The organism is Riemerella anatipestifer (assembly GCF_009663465.1).
GTDB classification, from domain to species: domain Bacteria; phylum Bacteroidota; class Bacteroidia; order Flavobacteriales; family Weeksellaceae; genus Riemerella; species Riemerella anatipestifer_C.
The window spans coordinates 23455-46937 of record NZ_QXHU01000007.1; the positions used below are offsets into that span (position 1 = coordinate 23455).

The following is a 23483-nucleotide window of genomic DNA, read 5'->3' on the forward strand; positions in this document are numbered from 1 at the left end:
ATCAATTTTTAATTTTATTCTTCAAGTCTTCCAATGGCAGGGCAATGTAACATTTTTTTCCTGATGGCGTGTATTCAGGAAAGCCTAAATCTGAGAAGTCTTTTATCATCTGCTCTACTTCGGTTTTATAGAAGAAATCAAAGCGAGACTTAGCGTTAATCTTAGTCCATTGATTTTCATAGTAAGCCATAAACTCGTCCTCAGTTTTATAGTCCAGCACTTCAAATAGTTTCTCCAAAAACTCATTGACTTGCTTTTCCTTCAATCCGTTAGGTACAGCGTTTATTCTCAAAACATTGTCGTCCCCAAGTTCCATTTCAAAGCCTAATTGTGGCAAATATTTCTTTATGGAACGGTATTTATTTTTCTCCATTTCGTTGAGCAGATACTCTATAGAAAAAAGTAATTTTTGACCTACACCTGTCTCTTTTTTCTGTTTTCTTCGCTCGCTAACAACTACAGAATGCATTCTTCCCAAATCTAGCATAAGCGTATCTTCGCCTCGGTTATAGAGCCAATAACCATTAGGTAATCTCATTAAATCCTCATCAAAGTCTTCATCTTCAAATAAATTGATTTTAGAAGGTTCTGCTGTGGTAATATTTTGGCTATAAAGCTCTGTAAGAGCAATGCTTTCAGAAGGTTTTACACGCTCTTGCTGAAACGGATTATAATCTCTATCTACCTGTATAGACGGTGCTTTGTAGCTACTATTACTAATAGACGGCGTGGCTTTAGGATAATGACTTTGCAAACCTAAAAGCTGACTTTGGCTTTCATCTTTATCAAAATCTAAACTAGGGGATACATTATAAACACCTAAAGATTTCTTTATCGTGGAGCGAATAAGAGCGAAAATAAGAGCTTCGTCCTCAAATTTAATTTCGGTTTTTTGTGGATGTATGTTTACATCTATTTTCTCTGGGTCTATTTCTAGATATAAGAAAAACGACGGATTGTAGCCCTGCTGAAGCAGCCCATCAAACGCCTCCTGAACTGCCTTGTTGAGATAAGCACTTCTAAAAAATCGACCATTAACAAAGAAAAATTGTTCTCCTCTCGATTTCTTAGCTCCTTCTGGTTTTGCAACATAACCATTAAGTTTTACCCAATCTAAATCTTCTTTTATAGGAATAAGTAAAGGCTGAAGTTTCCTACCGAATATATCTACAATTCTTTGTAGAAGACTTGCTTTTCTGAGTTTGAAAATTTCCTCATCATTATGATAAAGCGAAAATTCTATATCCTCATGAGCCAATGCCACTCTGTGGAACTCATCTATAATGTGTCTAAACTCTATATTGTTAGATTTTAAAAATTTACGCCTAGCAGGTACATTGTAAAATAAGTTTTTAACCGCAAAGTTAGACCCTTCCGAAGTTTGTATAGCCTCCTGAAATTGCAACTCTCCACCCTCTATATAGATATTAGTACCTACAATATCTTCTTCTTTTTTAGTTTTCAGCTCTACCTGTGCCACCGCTGCAATAGAGGCTAAGGCTTCGCCTCTAAAACCCTTAGTAGCAATCTTAAAAATATCTTCGGTAGCGTAGATTTTAGAAGTGGCGTGGCGTTCAAAAGCCATTCTTGCGTCAGTTTCGGACATTCCCACACCATTATCTACTACTTGTATCAAGTTTTTGCCAGCTTCTCTTATGATGAGTTCTACTTTAGTTGCCTTAGCATCTATAGCATTCTCTATCAGCTCCTTTACTACAGAAGCTGGTCTTTGCACCACCTCACCCGCTGCAATTTGGTTGGCTACATAATCTGGTAAAAGTCTAATAATATCTGCCATAAACTCGCTTTATCCGCCCCAAAAATAGGCATAAGATTTTTAGCAAAAAAACGCATTTATTTTTACTTTTATCATTTAATAACAATATTTAATATTTATTATTAAATTACCAATACAAACTATACAATACACAAAAAGTAAAAACTCTTTTATAAATATGTAATTATTACCACACTTTACCTTTAAAATGAATCTTTAATAAAATTATTAACTTTGCAAAAAACTTGCAAAGAATGCATTACAAGAACTATTTTCTAATGGCGAGTCTTTGTATTGTTATACTTTTTGCCTTCAAATCTTAAAACCAAGTGGAATTCCATACAATCCTTACATAATGAAATGGGAATGTATTACCCAAGGTTGTAACGAATAAAAAATGATGATATGAAGATAGTATTTACCGGCATTGTATCTATTTTGTTAAATCATTGGTCTATTGCACAAGTGGCGATAGACAAAAGCACTTTAAGAAGTACAAGCTCTATTTTGGAGTTCAACGATATGAAAGAAACTAATGGCTCTGCTAAAGGCATTATACTGCCAACATTATCAGACCATTCTTTGGCTCAACAAGGTGCTTTATGGTTTGATTTACAAAACCAAAAAGTGATGTATAAATCTGCTACAGCAAATGTCCCCCTTACAACTGCAGCTCCTAATCCAGCAGTTGTTTCTACCTATACAGGAACAGAAAATACGGGAATAGAAGGAGTGATCATTAGGCGTACTACAGAAAATTCTTCCTCTGACGACCCTGCGGTTTTGAAATTAGACAGTAAAAGTACTGCTTTACTACTACCTTATATCAACGATGTAACTACCGATTTGGCAAGCCCCGAAGCGGGCACGATTGCCTACGACGGAAGGAGTAAATCTTTGGCTATCTTCAATGGTGAACATTGGTATTTTTGGAATTAATATTAAACCCTATAATATAATTATATGTACAAAAAAGTATTATTATTAACCTGTTTTTATGCCTCATTACTGATGGGGCAACAGCAAGAATTCTACGATCCTTACACTCCAGAAAGCTTCTCGGTAGGTAAGGACGACCCTGCGTGGTTGAAACTCATTGTAGATAACCCAAGTGGGGTAAATTTCTTCGAAATGGAGAAAAAGTTTGGCGAGTGGTTAGAGAGCGACCCCGATGCCAGAAGAAAAACCCCAGAGAAAAAACCAGCCGTAAACTTCTACCGAAGATGGCAAAAAGCATACAGACCTTTTGTAAATGGCAATGGAGAAATTGTGCTTCCTACCAAAAAAGATTATTTTGCCCGATTAGACCAGCAAAACCAAAGAAGCAACCAGCTAATGGCTAAAAACCAGCAAGGTTTAGCCCTATTGGGAGCTAATTCTACTTCTGCAAATACAAAAAAATGGCGTAATATAGGACCGTTTACAACCTCCAGAAACACACCAAACCCCGATCCAAACGGGAATTATTATGTAGAATCTTATGACTCTCACGCCAATGTATTTAGGATAGATGTCTTTAAAAAAGACGCTAACATATTATACTCGGGAGCAGAAACCGGAGCGGTATTCAAAACCACAGATAAGGGGCAAAATTGGACGGCCTGTGCCCCCGATTACAACTTTGGTGAGAATATAACCGCTATCAGAATAGATCCCAACAACGCTAATACGGTATGGGTAGGCTCTACCTCAGGACTATTTGTGAGTAAAGATGGTGGAAATTCTTTCAAAAGAATTAGTAATATTACAACTACTGTAAATAGTATAAGAGTAAGCGATGATAGTAGAACAGTAACCGTAGCTACAGGAGAACAACATAAATTTGGTGGCAGTAACATAAACAGACAAAAAGATGGTTTTTACATTTCGGAAAACGGAGGTTCTACTTTCCGTAAAGTAATAAATGGTATCTTCTACGACCATGAGTTAAAACCTAAAGACTCTAAAGTAGTCTATCTACTCGGACGAAAAAATTTCAGTTGGCTTTCCACCCTCCACATCTCCTACGATGGTGGAAAAACCTTTAAGAAAGAAGTAACCGTAATACCTTCCGCCAGAATAGGTCGTTTGGCTGTAAGCGATGCCCCAAACGGGGAAAGCTACCTCTATGCCTTGGTGAATGTAGAAAAATCGGGTTATGCGTATGGACAGCCTCATATCCTGCAGAGTAAAGACAGCGGACTCAATTGGACCGACAAAACCACTATAACCAGTAATGTAAATGAACGCCAAAACACCTTTTGCTATGCAATAGATGGCAAAAACGGCGGACAGGGGTATTATGATATGATGATAGGCGTTTCGGGAAATAACCCTGAACACGTGATTTTTGGACTTTGTAGTGCCTACCGTTCATTAGAAGGAGGTTCTGGCGGTTATTGGGATAATACCATAGGAGGTTACTGCAATGGAAACTTTTCTATACACCCCGATATGCAGGACATCGCTATTGCGGGTGATGAAGTTTGGATTGCCAACGATGGAGGCATTAAATACTCCCCTAATTTTTTCAAAAAAGAGAATGGCAAAATCACGGGAGAAAATCGCGTTAAAGGCATCTATGCCAGCGATTATTATGGGTTTGGACAAGGCTGGAACGAAGATGTGATGGCGGGCGGAAGATGGCACAACGGCGATGCAGTAATGATGAAAAGCTATGGGGAAGGCAAAGCCGTCTATGTAGGCGGCGTAGAACAAGCTACGGGCTATGTCATGCTAAGCAACCCTAAAAAAGTGTATTTTTCTGATGCCGGAATGTTCATTATGCCTGATAGGATTGATGGTAATGTAACCAGTCCTCCTTTTATTTCTGTTTTTAACAAACAGCCTTACGAAACGCTAAAATCTAATGGTTTCTTCGGAACGGATCCTCGTTATGCTCAAAGAATTTTGTATCACCCAAAAGAAAGATCAGGTGGTCCTACTATGCAAATTTGGGAAACCCCTGACGAAGGGCAGACTTTCAACTTATTATTTGATGCCAAAGATCAAATTTCTAATGTAGAATTTGCCCGTTCCAACCCTAATGTGATTTACGCTTGTGGGTGGTATTTTATCTACAAATCGGTTAATAACGGAAAAACTTGGGAAGAACTTAAAATTCCAGATGAATGGGGTGGTCCTATTCCTATCATTGCCGTAGATCCTAAAGATGAGAATAAAATATGGCTAACCCAACCTTTCAAGTCCGGTGGAGTAATATGCAGCACAGACGGAGGAAAAACTTGGCAGAATGTTTTAGAAAACAATTCTACAATGAAAAATATAGCCTTCCGATGGATAGTATTGGCAGGTGATGAACACAATGGAGTCTATTTAGGTACCGAAAATGGCTCTTATGTTTACTATAAAGATGACACTATGACGGAATGGATTGATTATTCCAATGGTTTACCTCCTGCAGCAAGGCTTACCCGCTTAGTACCTTTCTTTAAAGAAGGAAAACTAAGAGCAGCTACTAATCATGGGATATGGGAAATCCCTCTATACAGGGATAAATTTAAACCTATTGCGCAACCATTAGCCACCAACATCAGTGAAGCAAGATTGCCTAATGCCGATATGACGGTAGAGTTTGAATCTTATTCCATTGTGAACCAAAATGGAGCTACTTGGGAGTGGTCGTTTAATCCTCAACCTCATTATGTGAGTGATAAAAATGCCAGAAACCCTAAAGTGATTTTCAAATACAACGGCGAGTACGACGTTACCTTAAAAGTAACTACACCTCAAGGGACGGATAGCAAAACGATTAAAAAAATGATTGTGGTAAACAATGGGGTTCTTGGTACTAACGAAACGCAAGAAGCAAGCAACCCTAAGAAAATCACAGTGTATCCTACCTTATTGAACCAAGGTGAGGAGCTTCGCGTTAAATTAGGCGAACCGAGAGAGAAAGCCCAATTCAAGATTTATAATGCCAACGGTACTTTGGTGAAAACAGTAGAAATAGAGACCAACGCTTCTAAGGAAATTACGGTTCCAACGCACGGATTACCGAAAGGCGTTTACCTTTTCCAATATTCTACTTACAGCTATATACAAAGAGGTAAATTGGTTATTAAATAAATATCCCAGCAGAACCCCTCTGCTCGGTAAGGCAGAGCCTCTCTGCCCGAAGCTACAGTCGCCCTCTGCTCGTACGAGCAGAGGGCGACTTATATTTAGCCCCCATTGCAACCCCATACTTTGAAAGATTATTTTTCTACTTTATTAGAAGGCGAAGTTGGTTCCCTCATACGAGGGAACCAACTTCACCTTACCGAGAGAAGCGTCTTCGCCTTAGGCAGTGAGGTCCCTTCCCCTTATAAAGCGACTGCCCTTCCTTAATAATAAGGAAGGACAGTCTTTATTAGAAGTGCTAAAAACACACTACACAATAGTAATAGGTGTGCTTAGCGTTTCGGTGCGGGGTTCTTTCAGTAAACTTTTACTGTTGCTGTACTGCGTGGTGAGGCTTAGCTCATAGTTACCCGCTTCTAAATCTGTAGGAACCAGTATGAGTAACCTTGATGGCTCGTTGATTACGATACTATCTTTAGCCAACTTAACCTCATTTTGAGTGTCTAAGTTTTTAAAGACGATGCCGTTCTTAGGGTTGTCGCCGTCTATTTTAATATAAGTGCCTTTGATTTCCGCATTCTTACCTTTGGTAAGCGTGCCATCTGCTTTACCAGTAGCTTTATCGGTGATGCTGAACACACTCATTGGGCTAGATTGTTCGCCGAGGATTTCTATTTTGGTATCGTTGGCGGCTTTTCTTAGGTCGGTGCCTTGGTTCACATTTACATATACGGAGTGTTTCTCTTTATCCCAAGTCTTGTCGTAAAATACGCCTTTAATGGCAGGACGCATATACACCAGCCCTGTATTTACACTATACCCGTTGAGTACCAACTCCGAGGCTTTGCGATTAAAACGAGTGATAATATCCACTGCTGTTTCGGTTTGTATCTCCATACCCTCTTTTTTGAGGGCTTCTATGATTTCTGTAATGCCGAGGCTACCGCCTAGAAGAGGCACGGCTACAAAATCGTTAGGGTCATCTTTCGTTAATAGGTTGGGACGCAACCACGCTTTTAAAGTATTCATAACATATTTATTTTTAAAGGTTGAACATTTTTTATAATAAAGTCTAATTTATAAGATTGGCTAATCCTTAACGTAGCGGATTGTTCGTGGGTACTTTAAATAATAAGTACTCGCCACATCATAGTCAGCATATGAGGTTTGGTAAAATATAGTCAAAGATTGCCAAAACTTATTCTCTCTCACAGTTGATGAGCCATACCTACCCCACAATTCATAGTTACCTGGAGTTTGCATCCATCCCCCAGGGTAGTCTGCCATACCAGTAACTGTCAGTTTTAATGGGTCGTTAAACCAAACAGGGGCATTGGCTGGTGAAGGAAGTAAAGCCCTATATGCATTCCATTCGGTTGTGGTAGGCATACGATAACCATCAGGGCAAGGATTATTAGTATAAGTCCACAACTGGACCTCATCATACAACGGAATATTAGGATACACTCTATTTCCTGTGGTTGCCGTTGGATAAGTTACCAGCTCGTGCCCATCAGCATCACGCCCCCACTGGAAGTAAGAACCATAAGCGTTTTTATCTTTTATACTAGTGGCTTGCTGTAAAGGGTTAAAAACAGGAGAATTGAGGTTAGCATAGTCCGCCCCAAGGTTATTATTGAGCCAAGTTCTACCATCACTCCCCGTTATAGGAATATAAACAAACTGATGCTCTAATTTTCCGTTGGTTAGGACATTAAACTTCTTATCTGGAACACCCCCAATACCTTTAAGCACCACTTCGTAATTATTACCATTAAGCGTGTAAGGAATAGTAGCAATAATGTATTCTTGCCCTGGTGCTAACTTTTTTACCAAATATTCTCCATCTCCATCTACCACAATAGTAGCGGATAGGTCGCCACTTACGCCGAAATTGCCAGCGGGGATTGAGAGGCTTAGCCCATTGTTATCTCCACCCTCTCCGGGAGCGGCAGGAATTACTGCCGATTGCACCGCTTGGTAAGAGCCTATACCTGAAGTATAAGGTATTTTAACGGTGAGCTTATTAGTGCCATTGTTGATTTTACCTTGTATATTGGAGCCGTTGTAAGTTAAAGACACCACATACCCCGTCTTAGGGCTGGTGATGGTGGCAGAGCCTAAGCCAACGGTGGTGGATTGGTCGGCTTGCGCTCCGAGTTTGCTAAAGTTAGCCGTCAAAGTGCCTGTTTCGGGCGTGCCACCCATTGTGTAAGTTAATAATGCCACCTGCCCCGAAGCTAAATTGATGGTATTACTTTCTGAGCAATTACCGCCCCCAGTACCCGAAGGCAGTAGCGTCCAAGTACAACCCGTAATGCTAATACTGGCACTGCCATTCTGAATGCTTACCGCATTGGCAAACGAAGAATTAACACTATTGAACGAGTTGTTCTCTAACTTAAATTTAACCTTTTGGCTGTTGTTATTGAAGGGAACTCCCCCAATATAAGCCCCCTCAAAACCTGCGGCTGTTACCGCCACGCTTTGGGCTTTGCTACTCCCTACATCGGGCAAACAAGACCATTGGCGTACGCCGCCCGAAATGCCTCTATAAATCTCAATACACTCTTTGTCGGTATTGTAAATCATCGTGCCTTTTTTAGGGTTGGTAAAGGTGGAACGCTCGGTAGTGCTAAACTCTGGAAACAATACGCCCTGCGTGTGCCCACTTGGGAGCGTATTGAGTTCTTTCTTAGAAATATCTAAGGTGGCTTGGGGCTCTTTGGTATTGATGCCCACTCTGCCGCTGTAATCTTGGGCGTTCAGCACCAAAGGCAGAAACACCGCACATAACAAAGTTTTTTTCATAATGTTAAAGTTTATAGATGTTAAGTTGTGAAATTGTGAAGTTGTTAATTGCTAGTTGTTGGTTGTGAAATTGTAAAATTGCTAATGGTGAAGTTGTAAAAAAGTTTAAAGAGCTGAAGCTGTTCAAGGTTCTATGTTTAAGGTTTAAGGGATAGGTACGCTTATTCAACCTTGAATATTTGAACTTTAAACCTTGAACTCTTGAACTAATAAGAAAACGCCTCCCTCCTCTAAACACACACAAAACAAGGAGGAAGGCTAAGACAGAGAGAATAGGGTATCCTCTCTGCACGCTAGAAGCCCTAAACCCAAACAACCAATTTAACTTATGAAAAAGACGGACTTCTAGCAGGTATTTATGAAAACAAAACTTAGCGTATACCAAACGCCAAATGCCCCTAACGGAAGCTAGAGGAAAATTATTTATGATTGATGATAAAAATTTAGATAAAAAGTGGTATAATACGCGTACGCACGCAACTACTCTTCTGTGTGTGTGTTTACAAAATTATTTGAGATAGCCAAATAATTTTGCAACTTTTTTTCACTTGTTTGTATGTAGCTGGTATCGTGTGTCATAAACTGGGGCAAACATATCACCTTTTGCGGAAGTATGCAAGTGTTTAATATTTTTTTTGTTGCATCAAGGGTCAATTTCTTTCTACTAAACGGGTTAATCCTATTTGTTGTAACTTTGCACTTTTGCAATTATAAATAGTATGAAACAAACCTTATTTTCCATTCTTTTATCATCGGTTTCCCTATCAGCCTATTCTCAAGTGGGCATTAACACCAATGACCCTAGAGCCACTCTACATATTGTTCCCAAAGATTCTGATAATCCAGACTCTTCAGCTGGTATTCTAATCCCTGGAGTGTCCAAAAATCCAGAAAAAGGCAACGAAAAAGGGCAACTTATTTTTAATACCACCGAAAACAACTTTCTCTTTTGGGACGGTGCGTCTTGGGTTCCGATAAGCCAAGGAGGCACATCAGCCAGCCCTGCGGCTCAAAACCACGCTTACTTTACAGATACCCGAAGTGCCAGTGCCATTACGGTAAACCAAAACTCCAGCGAGAGCCTTATTCCCAACACCGCCGTTGAGTTCACGCTAAACGCCCAAACAAATGTTCAGTTTAGTGCCACCGTAAATTTCAAAGGGAGAAGCTCGGCTTTTGCCCCACTATTTATACTGAAACTTACCAACACTGCGGACAGCACTTCGGAAATTATTGACAAAGCCTCTAATACCTTCTTATCCGATGGTATTACAGACTACTACGGCAATATGCAGTTATTAGCCATAAAACAACTCCCTGCTGGAAGTTATAAAGCCGAGATTATAGCCACCTATAATACTTGTTGCAATTTTAATTTTACTTATGAAGTGGGTGGTAGCGATACGCCCGTAAGCCTATTAGTTCAGTACAAATAAAAGATAAAAACAATGTTAAGATACTTATTTGCCCTTTTTCTGCTTTTGGTAGGTACACTAAAAGCACAGACAGGTGATGTCCCTGCTTTCTATAAAGAAATGCAGAAGAACAGACCTAATGTGTTTGTTGTAGATTCTCTATACGATATTTACAGAGCAAATACCTCTTTAGACTTTGATGCGGCAACTTTGGAAGAGATTAAGAAGATGAAGGCGTCTAACCCGAACAGAGCGGAAAAGTCGCCTTGGCTGTCTAATGCACGACAAGAAAACAGCCCCATCAAAAAAGAGTTCCGCAGCGAATACGAAAAAAAATACCTCGAATGGCGAAGAGAAATACAACCCTACATCAACGAAGAGGGCTATATAGACTATCCCTCCGCCCAAGAGCGTAACCAAACTTTTTCCCAAAGACCCAAAACACCTTTTCTAAAAAGGGTTTTAAGGAGTTTAGGCATAGCTTCGGGCGAGGCTTCCTCTTCTATTTATGACAGCCCCGAAACGCCTTACCACGCCACTTTTTCGGGGTGGCACTACTATGGTCCCGTTCAGTTGCTTTCTAATACGGGGCAGAACAATGTGGTCAGCCAAGCCAATGTAAGAGCCTTTGCCCAATCGCCCACCAATCCTAACCATACTGTGTGTGCGGTAGAAAGTGGCACGGTCTATATTTCTCACAACAAGGGCAAAATGTGGCACTTAGCCACCAAAGGCTACGATATTAAGGAGGTTAGTGCCCTAAGTTTTTCGGCTTCGGACGAGAAGGTCATTTTTGTAGGAGGGGCTCACGGGCTCTATATCTCACGGGACGGCGGCGTTACTTGGACTATTCTTACCAACTTTAATACTCTAACCCGATATGCAGGCATAGGGAATAATGTGTCTAAAATCATTAGTGTTGCTACCGATGGTAACGCCATAAATGACAATGTCCTAATGGCAACCAACCGAGGGATTGTAAAACTAAAACAAACGGGAAGCGGCTCGTCGGTAAGCTACCAGTACGAAGTAAAACTTCCGCTTTGTGTTACGGATATTGTTAAACGCCCTAACTCCGATAATGAGTTTTATGCCGTAGCCTATGATGCTGCCACCAATTTTATGTATTTCTACAAGTCCACCGACGGCGGAGAAACTTGGGTGAAAAAAGGCACCGAAGGAAAAGGTTGGTACGAACCTGCTACAAAAATGGCTAATGTTTGGGGTGCAAGACTTGCCATAACCCCCGCTGATGACCAAGTGGTGTATGCGTACATTATTGCCAACCAAACCTCAAGAGATAATGGGTATTGGGGCGTGTACCGAAGCAATGATGCAGGGGAAAATTGGACGCTCCCTAACCCTAACGGTCCCGGAGCAGGAACAAGAGGCTACAACAACTCCAACAATATCAACTTAGCCACTTTCCCTTTCCAGCCTACGGGAAGCTACACGCAAGGGTTTTACAACTGTGCCATCATTGCCTCACCAACTAATGCCAATACCATTATCGTGGGAGGGCTTAATGCCTATATTTCGAGAGATGGTGGGCAAACGTTTAAATATTTCGGAGGCTATTGGGGACCTAAGTCGTTGCACCCCGATATGCAGACCTTTTATCAGCAGACCAACGCCGATGGTAGCGTGGATACTTGGCTCACTACCGATGGAGGCATCAACTACTCCAACGATTTCTTTGAAACAATGGACGAAGTCCGAACTTTCGGACTGGGAGGCGACTATTGGGGCTTTGACCTTGGAGAGTATAATACCAATATGGGAGGCGGTATGTACCACAACGGCGACAGCTATCATGTGTCTACCTACGGCAAAGGCGTATTCAAGCACTTAGGCGGTGGCGAAAGTTCTACGGGGTATGTTCTTCCGGGTAATGACGAAAGGCATTTCTTCTTTTCGGATTTCTCGGGCATCATTGCTTCGCCCGAAGTTAATACCTCTTACTCTCCAGCGTATAAGTTAGACCCAATCCCTTCGGAACCCTATGCGGGAAGAGGGCTCCCTTACTATACCCAAAGAGATCACAACGGGAATATGTATTATTTTACGCAGACCAAAGAAGAAAAGGTTTTGGGTAAATTCAACTTACAAGTTTACAATTATAAGGATAATAAAGTGTATCTGTTAAAGGAAATGACTACCTCGAAAGACACTGCCCCACAGCAGTATATGGTGTCTTTCTCTAATCCTTTGTATCAGTATTTAATAGTGAATAACAAGTTGTATGCTTCTACCGACGGAGGAAAAAATTGGGAAGAAAAAACAACGCCTTTTGCCAATAATATGAGTTTGGCGATTGTGGATAACGACCCCAAAACCATTTATGTGTTGAGAACCTACACTACAGGAAACAATGTTTTAAAAGTGAGTAATGATGGCGGAAGCACCTTTCAAAATATTGATAACCCCAATACTAACCGTAATTACAAGCATATCCTAAATGTAAGGGGAACCGATGTGATTTTTCTTTTCGGAAATAACCAGTCCAAAGTGCATTATTATATTGATGGTACTTGGAAAGAATACAGTGAGGATTTGCCTTTTAACCTCAACATCTTGGAACCCAAAATCCAATACCGTACGGGCGAGTTTTTTATGGCGACCAGCGGAAGCGGGATTTGGACCAGAAAACTCCCTGATGATGTTTTAGCTAAAATGAACGTGGTTAAAATCAACATCGAATCGCCGAAGAAAACCACCGTGGTTAAAGATTTTGTTTTTGAACCAAATAATATTTCACTGTATTACGGTAAAACGATTGTGAGCCGCCAGTGGGAATTCCCCGGAGCAGCACAGGTAAACAATGCCGAAACCGATAAGCCTTCCGTGGTCTATAATAAATACGGAAAGTTTGGCGTAAAACTAACTTTAACCGATAGCGAAGGGCAAAACTATACCCAGACCTTCCCCGATTTTTTCACGGTGTACCCTTACTGTGCTTGTGATGCTCCAAATGTGATGAAGGAGCTTATTGGCAATATATCCGTATGGGTAGATGCCGATAGAACCAATATGCAAAACCAAACCGTAACCGACCGGATAACGGGCGAAGTGTATAGCCTCGTCAATACCGCCGGAATGAGTTTGGAAAAAACACCTGACCTCCACAACGGAAAGCCGGTACTAAGTTTTAAAGCCAATAACAGCTATATCGATTTAGGGAAAACCTATGAGGGCAAAACCTTTTTTGTGGTTTCCAAGCTCAACCCGAATGCCAATAATGCTTTCAACTTCCTATTAGGGGATAATGGAAGCGCCGATTTTCATAGCAATGGACGATTGGGCAGCATCTTTAGTTCAGCCTATATGTCCGACAGACAGCGGTTCAATTCTGCTAATAACGGAAGAACCCAAATCAACGGGATTAACCGAAATTTTTTCAACACCAATTTTTATACGGATAAGCTCTCCGTGTACGCTATGCGTGTGGCCGATGGCAAAACCGGAGCAAGGGTAAGATACATTTCCAAAGACCGAGGATTTTCCGACCGTACTTGGAGAGGCGAAGTCGCCGAGGTGATTGTTTTCGATAAATCCCTTACCGATGAGGAAATGGCACAAGTGAACGATTATCTTATGACCAAGTATGCCTTGAATACCGAGGTCCAAGACCTTCCGTCTTCCATACCAGGGCTCATTGCCCGCATAAATGCCGACGGAGCAGACCTTAACAATAAAGTCGTATTGGACTATGCTGCAAAATCGGCTTATGATATCATCAATCCCGCCGCTTTTGAAATCAAAACTTCGGGGAACAATAACCAAAAGATAATCAACATAAAACCAAATTATAGCGATGCGCATATTCAGCTTAACACCACCTATGAAGGCAAAACCTTTTTTGTGGTTTCCAAGCTCCATGCGGATACCAAAAGCAACTTTAGCTTTATTTTGGGAAGCGATGCCACCGATTTTCATAGTGGCGGAAGATTAGGTCCCATATTATCTTCTTCCTTTATGAGAGATAGTGAATTGTTTTTTCCACTTGATGATGGACTTACCATGATTAACAACCAGCCAGCCAGCTACTTCTCTACCAATTTCAATACCTCCCAACTCACCCTTTATACCCTTAGGGTGGCGAATGGAAAACCCGCCGCCAAAGTGAGTAAAGTCTCCAAAGACCGCAACGACACCAAGCGGGTTTGGCAAGGTGAAATCGGAGAAGTGCTCATCTACGACCGACAGCTAAGCGATGAGGAAGTCCAGCAAGTCAATACTTACCTTATGCAGAAGTTTGGCTTATAAAGATGTGATATATTACTAAAAATCTCTACTTTTGTGATGATGAAATCAATAATTATCTCATTAGTAGGGATTTTTTCTTTACTACAATGTTTACCAAAAACTCTAATATGGAAAAGCCACAATCTATAAAGCATAATCCTTACTATTCTCGTACAGACTCTACTCCAGTAAAGTTGTCCAATGAAGAATGGCATAAGGTACTTTCGCCAGAGCTTTATTCTATTGCTAGAGAAGCTGCAACAGAAAGACCTTTTACAGGTATATATAACGACTTTGATAAAAAGGGAAACTACTATTGTGCAGCTTGTGGCAACCATTTGTTTAAGTCAGACTATAAGTTTGCCTCCTCCTGCGGCTGGCCAAGTTTCTTTGAAGTGAACAAAGAAGGGGTTATCTACAAAAGAGATTCTTCTCACGGTATGGAGCGTACCGAAGTTTTATGCAAAAGATGCGAAGCTCATTTAGGACACGTATTTAATGATGGTCCTCCGCCCACAGGCATACGCTATTGTATGAACTCTATAAGTTTAGATTTTGTTCCAGAGGAGGAATAAAATAAGAATGTCGCTCTGCAATATGAAAAATGTTAGACTATAAAACAGTCTAACATTTTTCTTTTTATCAGAAAATAAATTCAAAATTTATTCCTCGAAATTATTGTTTAATAATAATTGCTGTGGTTTTTATAGTATTTTTCTTGATTTTAAATTCAGGGTGAGTAGTGCTTACCCACAGATATTTGTTTCCCTGTTTTCTAAATGCTTCAAAATAATAAATTTGCTCTGTATCTTCTTGTATATAAGAGGATAAATCAAAATTTGCAATACCATTTGTATCTGAAACAACCTCCTTTTCAACTGTAGGTAGAAGAGCATCGGCTTTAACTTTTGATTTAAACATCATAACTACAATGCCACTTTGAGGTTCGTTATTACTGTTAATCACATTTATTTTTACAGCTGTGGAAGTTTTTATTTCTGTCTTTGATGAAGATGAGGACTCTTCCAATACATTCTCTGTCCTAGTACAAGAAACTAACCACAATACAGAACATACTAATAATAAATATCTACTCATTTTATTACTATTTACTTGTTTTTGTAACTTTATCATAAGCCAACTCTATTTTTTTACCTCCATTATACTCTACAATGCAATGGTTGGTGCTAATGCCTATTATTTTTCCTTCAATTATTTTTCCTTTCAATTTAAAAGCCACTGTGTCGCCTAGCTCCAGATTAACCTCAGACTTAGCAGAAACATTTACTAAAACATTTGTATTTTGAATTCCCCAAACATCTCCAATCACTTTCACTTTTTTACCATCATCTTTTACGAAGATTTTAGCGTTTCTTAAAAATTCTCCCTCATATTTTCTAGTGAGATTATCTACTGCTTGTTCCAATGCGTCTGAGCCAGAATCGGCAATACTCTCAACCTCTCTACTTAATAGTACATAAGTTTTGCTGTCATCTATATTTCTGTTACTTACAGATGTTAAATCTCCTATTCTTACCCATGAACTGCAAGAAGATACTACCAAAGGAAATAATAAAAAGGATAAATGTTTAGTTTTCATAACATTGCTTTAGAAATTGTTTTCTACAAAGGTCAAAAAAAATATTTGGCTGAAATTTTTAAAATTGTATATTTGTATACGCTTTTTGGATATAAAAATACATAATATGAATAAAATAGGAGTTAATATAAGAAGGTTGAGAGAGAGAAAAGGGTTTTCTCAAGAGTATGTAGCACAAGAACTCAACATAAGTCAAGCGTCTTATGCGAGATTAGAAAATGAAAATACTAAGGTAACTGTGGAAAGATTATCCAAAATAGCAGAAATATTAGAAACGGATATTACAGAGTTCTTCAACGAAAACAGATTGAGCATTCAAACTCAAAATAACTATGAAGGCTCTTATGGTAACGGGTATGTTCAAAATTTACATATAGAAAATAAGGAAGCTACCCAAAAGTTGATAGAATCTTACGAAGCTAGAATAAAAGAAAAAGATGATATAATAGCCCTTTTGAAAGAACTTGTACACTAATTTCTCACCTTTTAGATTTAAAAAACTCTTTTACTAGATTGCGGCAATCATCTTCCATAGTTCCAATGGAAATTTGGGTTTTAGGATGAAGGTTGATATTTTGCTTTAGAAAGCCTCTATGCTCGTCTCTAGCGCCTATAACCACTCTAGAAATCTGAGACCAAAATAAAGCTCCTGCACACATAGTACAAGGTTCTAATGTAACATACATAGTACAGTCTTTAAGGTATTTGCCTCCTAGAGCGTTAGCCGCAGAAGTTATGGACTGCATCTCTGCATGAGCAGTAACATCATTTAGAGTTTCTGTAAGATTGTATCCTCTGGCAATTACTCTCTCATTGTGTACAATTACACAGCCCACAGGTACTTCGTCTTTTTCAAACGCATTTAAAGCCTCCTGAAAGGCTATTCGCATAAAGTATTCGTCTGTAAACATTATCTGCTATAAATAAAAGGCGAAGCACCCCTTGTCATCACTTCGCCTAAAAATATTGTATTCTAATTATTCCTTTATCTCTACACAGCCTACCCTTCCACCTGCATTACCTGTGGGTTGAGTACGGTAATCATCTTCTCCAGCGTGGATGATGATAGTCTTATTGTAGAGATTTTTAGTTTCGTCTTTACACCCCAAACACCATTTGTCTGTGCTAAATGTAAGCTTCGCATATCCGTTTTTATCAGCATTGAGATTTCCTATATCTCCTCTGTGGAAATGTTCAGCTTCCCATTTTCCGTGATGATGCCCCGTAGGATTCCAGTGCCCACCAGCAGTAGAACCATCTTTAGCTGAACAATCTCCAAACTCGTGAATATGAATGGCGTGTTTACCAGGCGTTAGATTATGAACATCTATATTCAAAGTAACTGTTTTAGCTTTTTGGGTAAAAGTAGCTGTACCTTTTGTATTGGTATTACTTTTAGATTGTATGGTGTAGGTTTTGCTTGTAACACAAGAGGTTAGAGCTAAAACACTTCCTAATAACAAACTTAGTTTTTTCATTTGATTAAATTTTTTGATAAAGTTAAAAAAAATATTATAAATATAATATTTACATGGCACTACATTCTTCCTTACCTCAAAAATACCTTACCTTTGCATAAAGTTTTTTAAGATTTTATATGAAGCAATATACCTCTAAACGCAGTATACAAATTTTAGCACATTTGCTATCTCAATATGGCATTAGTAACATTGTAATTTCTCCTGGCTCTAGAAATGCTCCAATGGCGATACATTTTACAGAGTTTGAAGAATTTAATGCCTATAGCATAGTGGATGAAAGAAGTGCAGGATTTGTAGCATTAGGTATGGCAAAGAGTCAGAAGAAGCCTGTGGCTTTGTCTTGTACCAGTGGTTCTGCGGTGGCTAATTATTACCCTGCAGTGGTAGAAGCTTTTTATCAAAATGTTCCTTTATTATTGCTAACCGCCGATAGACCTTCTGATTATACTGATATTTTTGATGGACAAACCATTAGACAAAATCAGATTTTTCAGCAGCATTCTTATGGTGATTTTCAACTTTTGGAAGATAGCCACGAAGAAGCCGATGAACACAATTTTAAAACCATTAAAACAGCTATAGAACTTTGCTTAGAGAAGCAAGGTCCTGTGCATATCAACATTCCTTTAGAGGAACCTTTGTACAATTTGGTATCCGAAATTCCTGTAATGCCTACCGTAGAAAAAGAAAGCAAAAACAATAATTTTGAGTTAGACAGCACTTTAGTAGCAGAATGGAACACCTCAAAAAAAATAATGATTCTTACGGGTACTTTGGATAAAAATCCAGAATTAGAAACCTATCTTTCTCAGTTAGTTAAAAATCATACAGCAGTGGTTTTAACGGAGGTTAATTCTAACCTTCATAACGAGAAGTTTTTCGGTCATATAGACCGTTATATTTTTAATTTAGAGGAGAAAGATTTTCCAAACTACGCTCCAGATTTGCTTATTACTATTGGACAAAATGTAGTTTCTAAAAAGATAAAACATTTTCTTAGAAAATCTCAAATCAAAAACCATTGGCATATAGATGAACACTGGCACCCAGATACCTATTTTGTGCTTAATAGAAAAATTAAAACCAAAGCTGATGTTTTCTTTAAAAAGCTTATACAAGGTATCAATTTAGAGCCAAGAGCCTATTTTAACCTTTGGGATAGCCTTAAAAATAAACTAGATGCTAAGCATGAAGAATACGTTTCTTTAGCACCGTTTTCCGATTTTAAATGCTTTGAAATTATTACCCAAAACACACCAAAGGAGTATAATATCCACATTTCTAATAGTTCAGCTATAAGGTATGCTCAGCTATTTGATTTCCAATACCAAAATACAATCTATTGTAACAGAGGTACAAGCGGTATAGATGGTTGCACTTCTACGGCTATGGGCTTTGCTATTGCTAACGAAAAACCTACGCTCCTTATCACAGGAGATATTAGTTTTTTCTATGACATCAATGGACTTTGGAATCCGTATATCCCGCCTTACACTAGGATTATCATACTCAATAATGGAGAAGGCAATATTTTCCGTATCATACCAGGGCCTGATACTACCAATGCAATAGACGAGTTTATAGCTACTAAACACTCTAAAAATGCCGAAACTATTGCCAAGCATTTTGGGTTTTCGTATTTCAGAGCAGAAGACTTAGTAACTGTAGAACGGAGTTTGCCTCATTTCTTCTCTCCAGATAGTAAACCTAAAATATTGGAAATTTATACTAAAAATGCTTCTTCGGAAGAGGTGCTTAAAGCATATTTTAAAAGTTTAAAACTAAATTGATGACCATAGTTCCTCAATTTGTTGTTTTATTTTGAAATGCTTAATTTAGCCCATTGAACTTTTTAAATATTTAAAATTATAAATCTAACATGAAAAGATTGTTTCTTGGACTCACATTTTTGTTGAGTTTCCTACAAGCGAAAGCAGACGAAGGTATGTGGCTTCTGATGCTAGTTAAAAGATTAAATGGTGTGGATATGCAGAAGCAAGGGCTTCGTTTAACACCCGAAGAAATTTACTCTGTTAATAACTCCAGCCTTAAAGATGCTATTGTAAGTTTTGGCGGTTTTTGTACAGGTGAAATTGTATCTCCAGAAGGTATGATTTTTACCAATCACCACTGTGGATATGGTGCTATAGCAGCACTTTCTACACCTAAAAAAGACCACTTAACCAATGGTTTTTGGGCAATGAAAAAGTCTGAAGAGCTTAATGCTAAAGGGCTTTATGTGAGATTCTTAGAAAGAATGGGTGATGCCACAGAACGCATTAACTCTAAGCTTAATAATAATATGACTGCTTCTGAAAGAGAAGCTATCATAAAAGCTGAATACGAAGCTATCAAAAAAGAAAACTCTGAAAATGGTAAATATACCGTTGTTGTTAAGGATTTCTTTAATGGTAACGAGTTCTATTACTTCGTGTACAGAGATTATACCGATGTTCGTTTGGTAGGTACACCTCCTGCATCTTTGGGTAAATATGGTGGTGATACTGATAACTGGGAGTGGCCTAGACATACAGCAGATTTTAGTATCTTCCGTGTGTATGCAGACAAAAACGGAAATCCATCTGAATACAACGTGAATAATGTTCCTCTTAAGCCAAAACATTTTCTTCCTATTTCTTTAAAAGGAGTAAAGCCAGGAGATTTTGCGATGATAATGGGTTACCCAGGGAGAACTAATAGATATTTAACTTCTTACGGTATTTCTCAACTTGTGAATAAAGATTATCCAGCGTGGGTAGATGGCTCCAAAGCCGCTATGGACGTTATGAAAAAATATATGGATAAAGATGATGCTACAAGACTAGGCTATGCTTCTCAATACGCTTCTGTGGCTAACTATTGGAAAAACAGAGCTGGGACTATAGAAGCTGTTAATAAAAATGGCACTATCGGAGAAAAGCAAAATTTAGAAAACAAATATCTACAATGGGCAGTACAGCCAGAAAATGATGCTACTTATGGTAATGTACTCAATGAAATAAAGGCTTACTATAACCAAGTATCTGACAGAAATGTAGAGAAAAACTATAATGCTATTTTACAAAGAAATGCAAAGTATATAGGAGTAGCTTACCGCTTAGGAAGCTTATTTAAAACTTATGCAGATCAAGACAAAGCTGGACAAGACAAAATGAAACCAGAGCTTGAAAAAGCAATAAATAGTTACTACGAGCATTTTAATGTTCAGCTAGAAGGAGAGATGCTTAGTAAGCTCGTAAGCCTATATCAAGTAAGAGTGAAAAAAGAGGCTCAAGCTAAAACTTTAGCTGATGCTAATGCTTCTGAACTTGCTAATCTAGCTTATGCTTCTATATTTGCTAATAAGCAATCTGCCACTCAATTCCTTAACAACCCAGATAGACTTAAAATTGATGGAGATAAACTCTACCAATGGGCTAATGCTTATGTTACAGACCAAAGACTTCAAGCAGAAACTTATGTAAAAGTAGAGGAGGCTTTTGATAAGAATACTAGACTATTCTTAGACGGTCTTAGAAAAGCTCTTCCAGAGAAAAAATATTACCCAGATGCTAACTCTACGATGCGTTTAACTTATGGTAAAGTAGATACACTTCCGTTCCGTTCAGATAGACTTTATCACGGCGTTACTAGTAACTACTACACTAATATGGAAGGTCTTATCGCTAAGTATAAAAAGGGAGATGAGGAATTTGATTTACCACAAAGAGTATTAAAACTATACAAAAACAAAGACTATGGTATCTATGCAGATAAGGCTGGATATATGCCTGTAAACTTTTTATCCGATAATGATATTACAGGAGGAAATTCTGGTTCTCCAGTGATAGATGCTAATGGACATTTAATAGGTATTGCCTTTGATGGAAATAGCGAAGCTCTAAGTGGGGACATCGTATTTGAACCTAAATTACAGAAAACTATAAATGTAGATGTAAGATTTGTACTTTGGGTGATAGACAAGTACGCAGGTGCTAAAAACTTAATACAAGAAATGAAATTAGTAAAATAGATATACTACTATTTTTATTACAAAAAAGGATGTATTAAATTAATACATCCTTTTTTTTGTATAATGTAATAACTATCTCCAATTTCTATGTTCTTTAATATCAGATTTTTTAATTCCTTTATTTATTTTATAGGCAAACCCTACACCTAGAGTTTGTTTTAATTGGGTTTTTCTGATTTGGTTATGGTCGTATAATAAATCAAGAGTAATTACAGAAGAAACATACTTGTTAATCTTCATATTAAGCACCCCATTGTAGCCCAACACCAATCTTTCGGGGTGATTAAGATAATCGGACAATACAGAGGCTGTATTAACGAGTGATATATTCTCCATCAGTTGTACCTTATAAATAGCCGTCCCCAAAAAACCAAATTGAAATAAAGAAGAATCCCCATCATTTTTTAAACCAAAATTTCCAGCTTTTTGTAAGTCTTTATCTAGCACCAAAGTCCATCTTGCATTAGCAGGTCTTAAGGTAATTGTAAGGTCTTCGTGAGGTCTATAAGTAAAACCTGCACCAGCCATTAGATAGCCAGGAGCCATAAAATTAGATATTTTTTTGGCAGAAGGGTCATTACCATTCTCATAGCCGGGAGCAAATTGAGTTTGCAGGCTAACTCCGCCAGACGCATACCAATTGTGAGAAATTTTTCTGCCGTAGTTAGAAGAAAGGTTAATGATATCTTGAGTCTTTCTGCTCCCTGTACCTTTAGTATTATTTTGCCCATAGCCTAATACCACTATGTTCTCCCAAAGATTTTTACCATTTTCATAGGTCATATTGTAGTTAGTACCTGCTAGCCAACCCACATTATTGGCTCCACCACCTACCCAGTTAGAAAAAGCTGCTTGGTTAAGCATAAGCGTATTTTGCCCCACAATAGACCAATGTTTGGTACTATCTGACACCGTTTCTTGTGCTGATGCTACCGCACCCACAACAGCCAACGCCATTAGAAATGTTTTTTTCATTATATATTATTTTTTTTAGGCGACAAAAGTATAAAAACCTTTTTTAAATATTATTTATCTAGAGTAATAAAACAAAAATCCTCCACTGCATTTTGTTGTGCAATGGGGGAGAGGTAAGGTTTAGGGCTTATAGACAGCAGATATTTAAGAGGTGAAACCGCCGAGAACACCTAGTTAATCCTTAATACATCGAACATTATAGCTGTTCGCACGAGTGCTGCCGCTCGCGGCATTGCTATTGCCACTAACGAACCATAGGTGCCACGAGTAGTAGTTGTTACTACTGCTTAGCTCGCTGCTCCACAAGGAGCTGTTGGTGCTCTGACCGCTGAGCATGGCAATGGTGGCGCTGCGGTAACCACTAGCAGACAGGCGGAGTCCAGTTTCATTCCACATATTATTAGAACTTGTAGATGAAGTACCTGTATCATAACCTAAAATCGCATTATGCAAAGCCATCTGCTCGGTGTGAGTAGGCACATGATAACCCACAGGACAAGGATTATTAGATTGTCCTGACTGCCATAAATTATAAGGTCCTGAACTATCCAACAAACCATTTACCCACGAATAATAACTTGAACTAGCATTACCAATTATAAATACATTCGTATTAGGGTTCGTCCAAGAGTTGGATAAAGTAGTGGTGGTGCCATATTTAGGCGTACTACTTGTAGTATTAGACCAATTTATGAGTTCGTGCCCGTCTGGGTTACGCTGCCATTGGAACAACGAACCATACGCACGCCAGTCTTTTTTAATCTGGTCGGCAGTTGGGTTAGAAAGAGGCGTTGCGGAAGTGGTATGCAAATAAAGCAAAGCCCCCGCCTGATAAGCTGGGGTAAACCAAGGCGAACCTACTTTTGCATATTCTGCACCTAAATTATTACTGAACCAAACCCTACCATCGGGACCTTTTATTGGGACATAAATAAACTCGTGTTCCTTCTCATTCGCTCCATAACCCACACAGTCCAAAGTCGTCTTACCATAGCAACGGTCAGGAACGCCTGTAATCGTTTGCACTTTGAGCGTGGTAGTACTGCTCCCATTTAGGCTAATGATGTAAGCATTCGCATTGCCAATAGCATTGCGATATATCCCA

General features: G+C 38.8%; 16 protein-coding genes and 1 pseudogene. 8 read left to right on the top strand and 9 right to left on the bottom strand.

Translation table 11 applies throughout. The features are described 5' to 3' along the window. Position 1: 1 nt before the first annotated feature. Positions 2–1798: a DNA mismatch repair endonuclease MutL gene (gene mutL / locus D1003_RS10145; RefSeq protein ID WP_153936894.1), complete on the bottom strand. Its 1797-nt coding sequence runs from the start codon at positions 1796–1798 to the stop codon at positions 2–4. Positions 1799–2182: 384 nt separating this feature from the next. On the opposite strand from mutL, the gene D1003_RS10150 reads away from it, so the two are divergent. After that, positions 2183–2716, top strand: coding sequence for a hypothetical protein (locus D1003_RS10150; RefSeq protein WP_153936895.1), 534 nt, complete (start codon positions 2183–2185; stop codon positions 2714–2716). 24 nt (positions 2717–2740) lie between these two features. Further along, complete coding sequence (locus tag D1003_RS10155) at positions 2741–5845, top strand: T9SS type A sorting domain-containing protein (protein WP_153936896.1); 3105 nt, start codon at positions 2741–2743, stop codon at positions 5843–5845. Between the two features lie 303 nt (positions 5846–6148). On the opposite strand, the gene D1003_RS10160 is transcribed toward D1003_RS10155, so the two are convergent. Both D1003_RS10160 and D1003_RS10165 read right to left on the bottom strand, forming a co-directional pair. Next, on the bottom strand, positions 6149–6868 hold the full coding sequence (locus tag D1003_RS10160; protein ID WP_153936897.1) for a DNA-binding domain-containing protein: 720 nt from the start codon (positions 6866–6868) through the stop codon (positions 6149–6151). A 60-nt stretch (positions 6869–6928) separates the two neighbouring features. Beyond that, positions 6929–8650, bottom strand: a complete 1722-nt coding sequence (locus tag D1003_RS10165) for a hypothetical protein (protein ID WP_153936898.1) — start codon at positions 8648–8650, stop codon at positions 6929–6931. 719 nt (positions 8651–9369) lie between these two features. On the opposite strand from D1003_RS10165, the gene D1003_RS10170 reads away from it, so the two are divergent. The 3 genes from D1003_RS10170 (at position 9370) to msrB (ending at position 14885) form a co-directional block, all read left to right on the top strand. Then, the gene (locus D1003_RS10170) at positions 9370–10086 is read left to right on the top strand and encodes a hypothetical protein (RefSeq protein WP_153936899.1); all 717 of its coding nucleotides are present in this window, start codon (positions 9370–9372) and stop codon (positions 10084–10086) included. A 12-nt stretch (positions 10087–10098) separates the two neighbouring features. After that, a complete protein-coding gene (locus D1003_RS10175) occupies positions 10099–14331 on the top strand; it encodes a sialidase family protein (protein ID WP_153936900.1) in 4233 nt (1410 codons plus the stop codon). Positions 14332–14438: 107 nt separating this feature from the next. Further along, on the top strand, positions 14439–14885 hold the full coding sequence (gene msrB / locus D1003_RS10180) for a peptide-methionine (R)-S-oxide reductase MsrB (protein ID WP_014411298.1): 447 nt from the start codon (positions 14439–14441) through the stop codon (positions 14883–14885). 100 nt (positions 14886–14985) lie between these two features. Here the strand turns inward: msrB and D1003_RS10185 are convergent, their stop codons facing one another. Together D1003_RS10185 and D1003_RS10190 are read right to left on the bottom strand one after the other, a co-directional pair. Continuing rightward, entirely contained in the window at positions 14986–15408 is a 423-nt protein-coding gene (locus D1003_RS10185) for a hypothetical protein (RefSeq protein ID WP_260393395.1), read from the bottom strand. A 7-nt stretch (positions 15409–15415) separates the two neighbouring features. Then, entirely contained in the window at positions 15416–15910 is a 495-nt protein-coding gene (locus D1003_RS10190) for a hypothetical protein (protein WP_153936902.1), read from the bottom strand. A 106-nt stretch (positions 15911–16016) separates the two neighbouring features. Between D1003_RS10190 and D1003_RS10195 the strand changes: the two genes are divergently transcribed. Then, positions 16017–16385 carry a helix-turn-helix domain-containing protein gene (locus D1003_RS10195; RefSeq protein WP_052910993.1) on the top strand — a complete coding sequence of 123 codons (369 nt, stop codon included), beginning with the start codon at positions 16017–16019 and terminating at the stop codon, positions 16383–16385. Positions 16386–16389: 4 nt separating this feature from the next. Here D1003_RS10195 and D1003_RS10200 read toward each other — a convergent pair whose 3' ends face one another. After that, positions 16390–16821 carry a nucleoside deaminase gene (locus D1003_RS10200; RefSeq protein WP_153936903.1) on the bottom strand — a complete coding sequence of 144 codons (432 nt, stop codon included), beginning with the start codon at positions 16819–16821 and terminating at the stop codon, positions 16390–16392. A 66-nt stretch (positions 16822–16887) separates the two neighbouring features. Next, complete coding sequence (locus D1003_RS10205) at positions 16888–17388, bottom strand: superoxide dismutase family protein (protein WP_153936904.1); 501 nt, start codon at positions 17386–17388, stop codon at positions 16888–16890. 119 nt (positions 17389–17507) lie between these two features. On the opposite strand from D1003_RS10205, the gene menD reads away from it, so the two are divergent. Together menD and D1003_RS10215 are read left to right on the top strand one after the other, a co-directional pair. Further along, entirely contained in the window at positions 17508–19181 is a 1674-nt protein-coding gene (gene menD, locus D1003_RS10210) for a 2-succinyl-5-enolpyruvyl-6-hydroxy-3-cyclohexene-1-carboxylic-acid synthase (protein WP_153936905.1), read from the top strand. Positions 19182–19270: 89 nt separating this feature from the next. Beyond that, on the top strand, positions 19271–21403 hold the full coding sequence (locus D1003_RS10215; protein ID WP_153936906.1) for a S46 family peptidase: 2133 nt from the start codon (positions 19271–19273) through the stop codon (positions 21401–21403). Between the two features lie 72 nt (positions 21404–21475). Here the strand turns inward: D1003_RS10215 and D1003_RS10220 are convergent, their stop codons facing one another. Together D1003_RS10220 and D1003_RS10225 are read right to left on the bottom strand one after the other, a co-directional pair. Beyond that, positions 21476–22378, bottom strand: coding sequence for a DUF3078 domain-containing protein (locus D1003_RS10220; protein ID WP_153936907.1), 903 nt, complete (start codon positions 22376–22378; stop codon positions 21476–21478). Between the two features lie 174 nt (positions 22379–22552). Next, positions 22553–23483, bottom strand: a pseudogene (locus tag D1003_RS10225) (FISUMP domain-containing protein); the annotation flags it as partial.

What these genes read in the sequence shown, in the direction of transcription:
- D1003_RS10165 (WP_153936898.1), bottom strand. Translation starts at nt 8,650, where the DNA reads ATGAAAAAAACTTTGTTATGTGCGGTGTTTCTGCCTTTGGTGCTGAAC.
- D1003_RS10205 (WP_153936904.1), bottom strand. Translation starts at nt 17,388, where the DNA reads ATGAAAAAACTAAGTTTGTTATTAGGAAGTGTTTTAGCTCTAACCTCT.
- D1003_RS10170 (WP_153936899.1), top strand. Translation starts at nt 9,370, where the DNA reads ATGAAACAAACCTTATTTTCCATTCTTTTATCATCGGTTTCCCTATCA.
- D1003_RS10175 (WP_153936900.1), top strand. Translation starts at nt 10,099, where the DNA reads ATGTTAAGATACTTATTTGCCCTTTTTCTGCTTTTGGTAGGTACACTA.
- D1003_RS10160 (WP_153936897.1), bottom strand. Translation starts at nt 6,868, where the DNA reads ATGAATACTTTAAAAGCGTGGTTGCGTCCCAACCTATTAACGAAAGAT.
- D1003_RS10200 (WP_153936903.1), bottom strand. Translation starts at nt 16,821, where the DNA reads ATGTTTACAGACGAATACTTTATGCGAATAGCCTTTCAGGAGGCTTTA.
- mutL (WP_153936894.1), bottom strand. Translation starts at nt 1,798, where the DNA reads ATGGCAGATATTATTAGACTTTTACCAGATTATGTAGCCAACCAAATT.
- D1003_RS10195 (WP_052910993.1), top strand. Translation starts at nt 16,017, where the DNA reads ATGAATAAAATAGGAGTTAATATAAGAAGGTTGAGAGAGAGAAAAGGG.
- menD (WP_153936905.1), top strand. Translation starts at nt 17,508, where the DNA reads ATGAAGCAATATACCTCTAAACGCAGTATACAAATTTTAGCACATTTG.
- D1003_RS10215 (WP_153936906.1), top strand. Translation starts at nt 19,271, where the DNA reads ATGAAAAGATTGTTTCTTGGACTCACATTTTTGTTGAGTTTCCTACAA.
- D1003_RS10150 (WP_153936895.1), top strand. Translation starts at nt 2,183, where the DNA reads ATGAAGATAGTATTTACCGGCATTGTATCTATTTTGTTAAATCATTGG.
- D1003_RS10190 (WP_153936902.1), bottom strand. Translation starts at nt 15,910, where the DNA reads ATGAAAACTAAACATTTATCCTTTTTATTATTTCCTTTGGTAGTATCT.
- msrB (WP_014411298.1), top strand. Translation starts at nt 14,439, where the DNA reads ATGGAAAAGCCACAATCTATAAAGCATAATCCTTACTATTCTCGTACA.
- D1003_RS10220 (WP_153936907.1), bottom strand. Translation starts at nt 22,378, where the DNA reads ATGAAAAAAACATTTCTAATGGCGTTGGCTGTTGTGGGTGCGGTAGCA.
- D1003_RS10155 (WP_153936896.1), top strand. Translation starts at nt 2,741, where the DNA reads ATGTACAAAAAAGTATTATTATTAACCTGTTTTTATGCCTCATTACTG.
- D1003_RS10185 (WP_260393395.1), bottom strand. Translation starts at nt 15,408, where the DNA reads ATGAGTAGATATTTATTATTAGTATGTTCTGTATTGTGGTTAGTTTCT.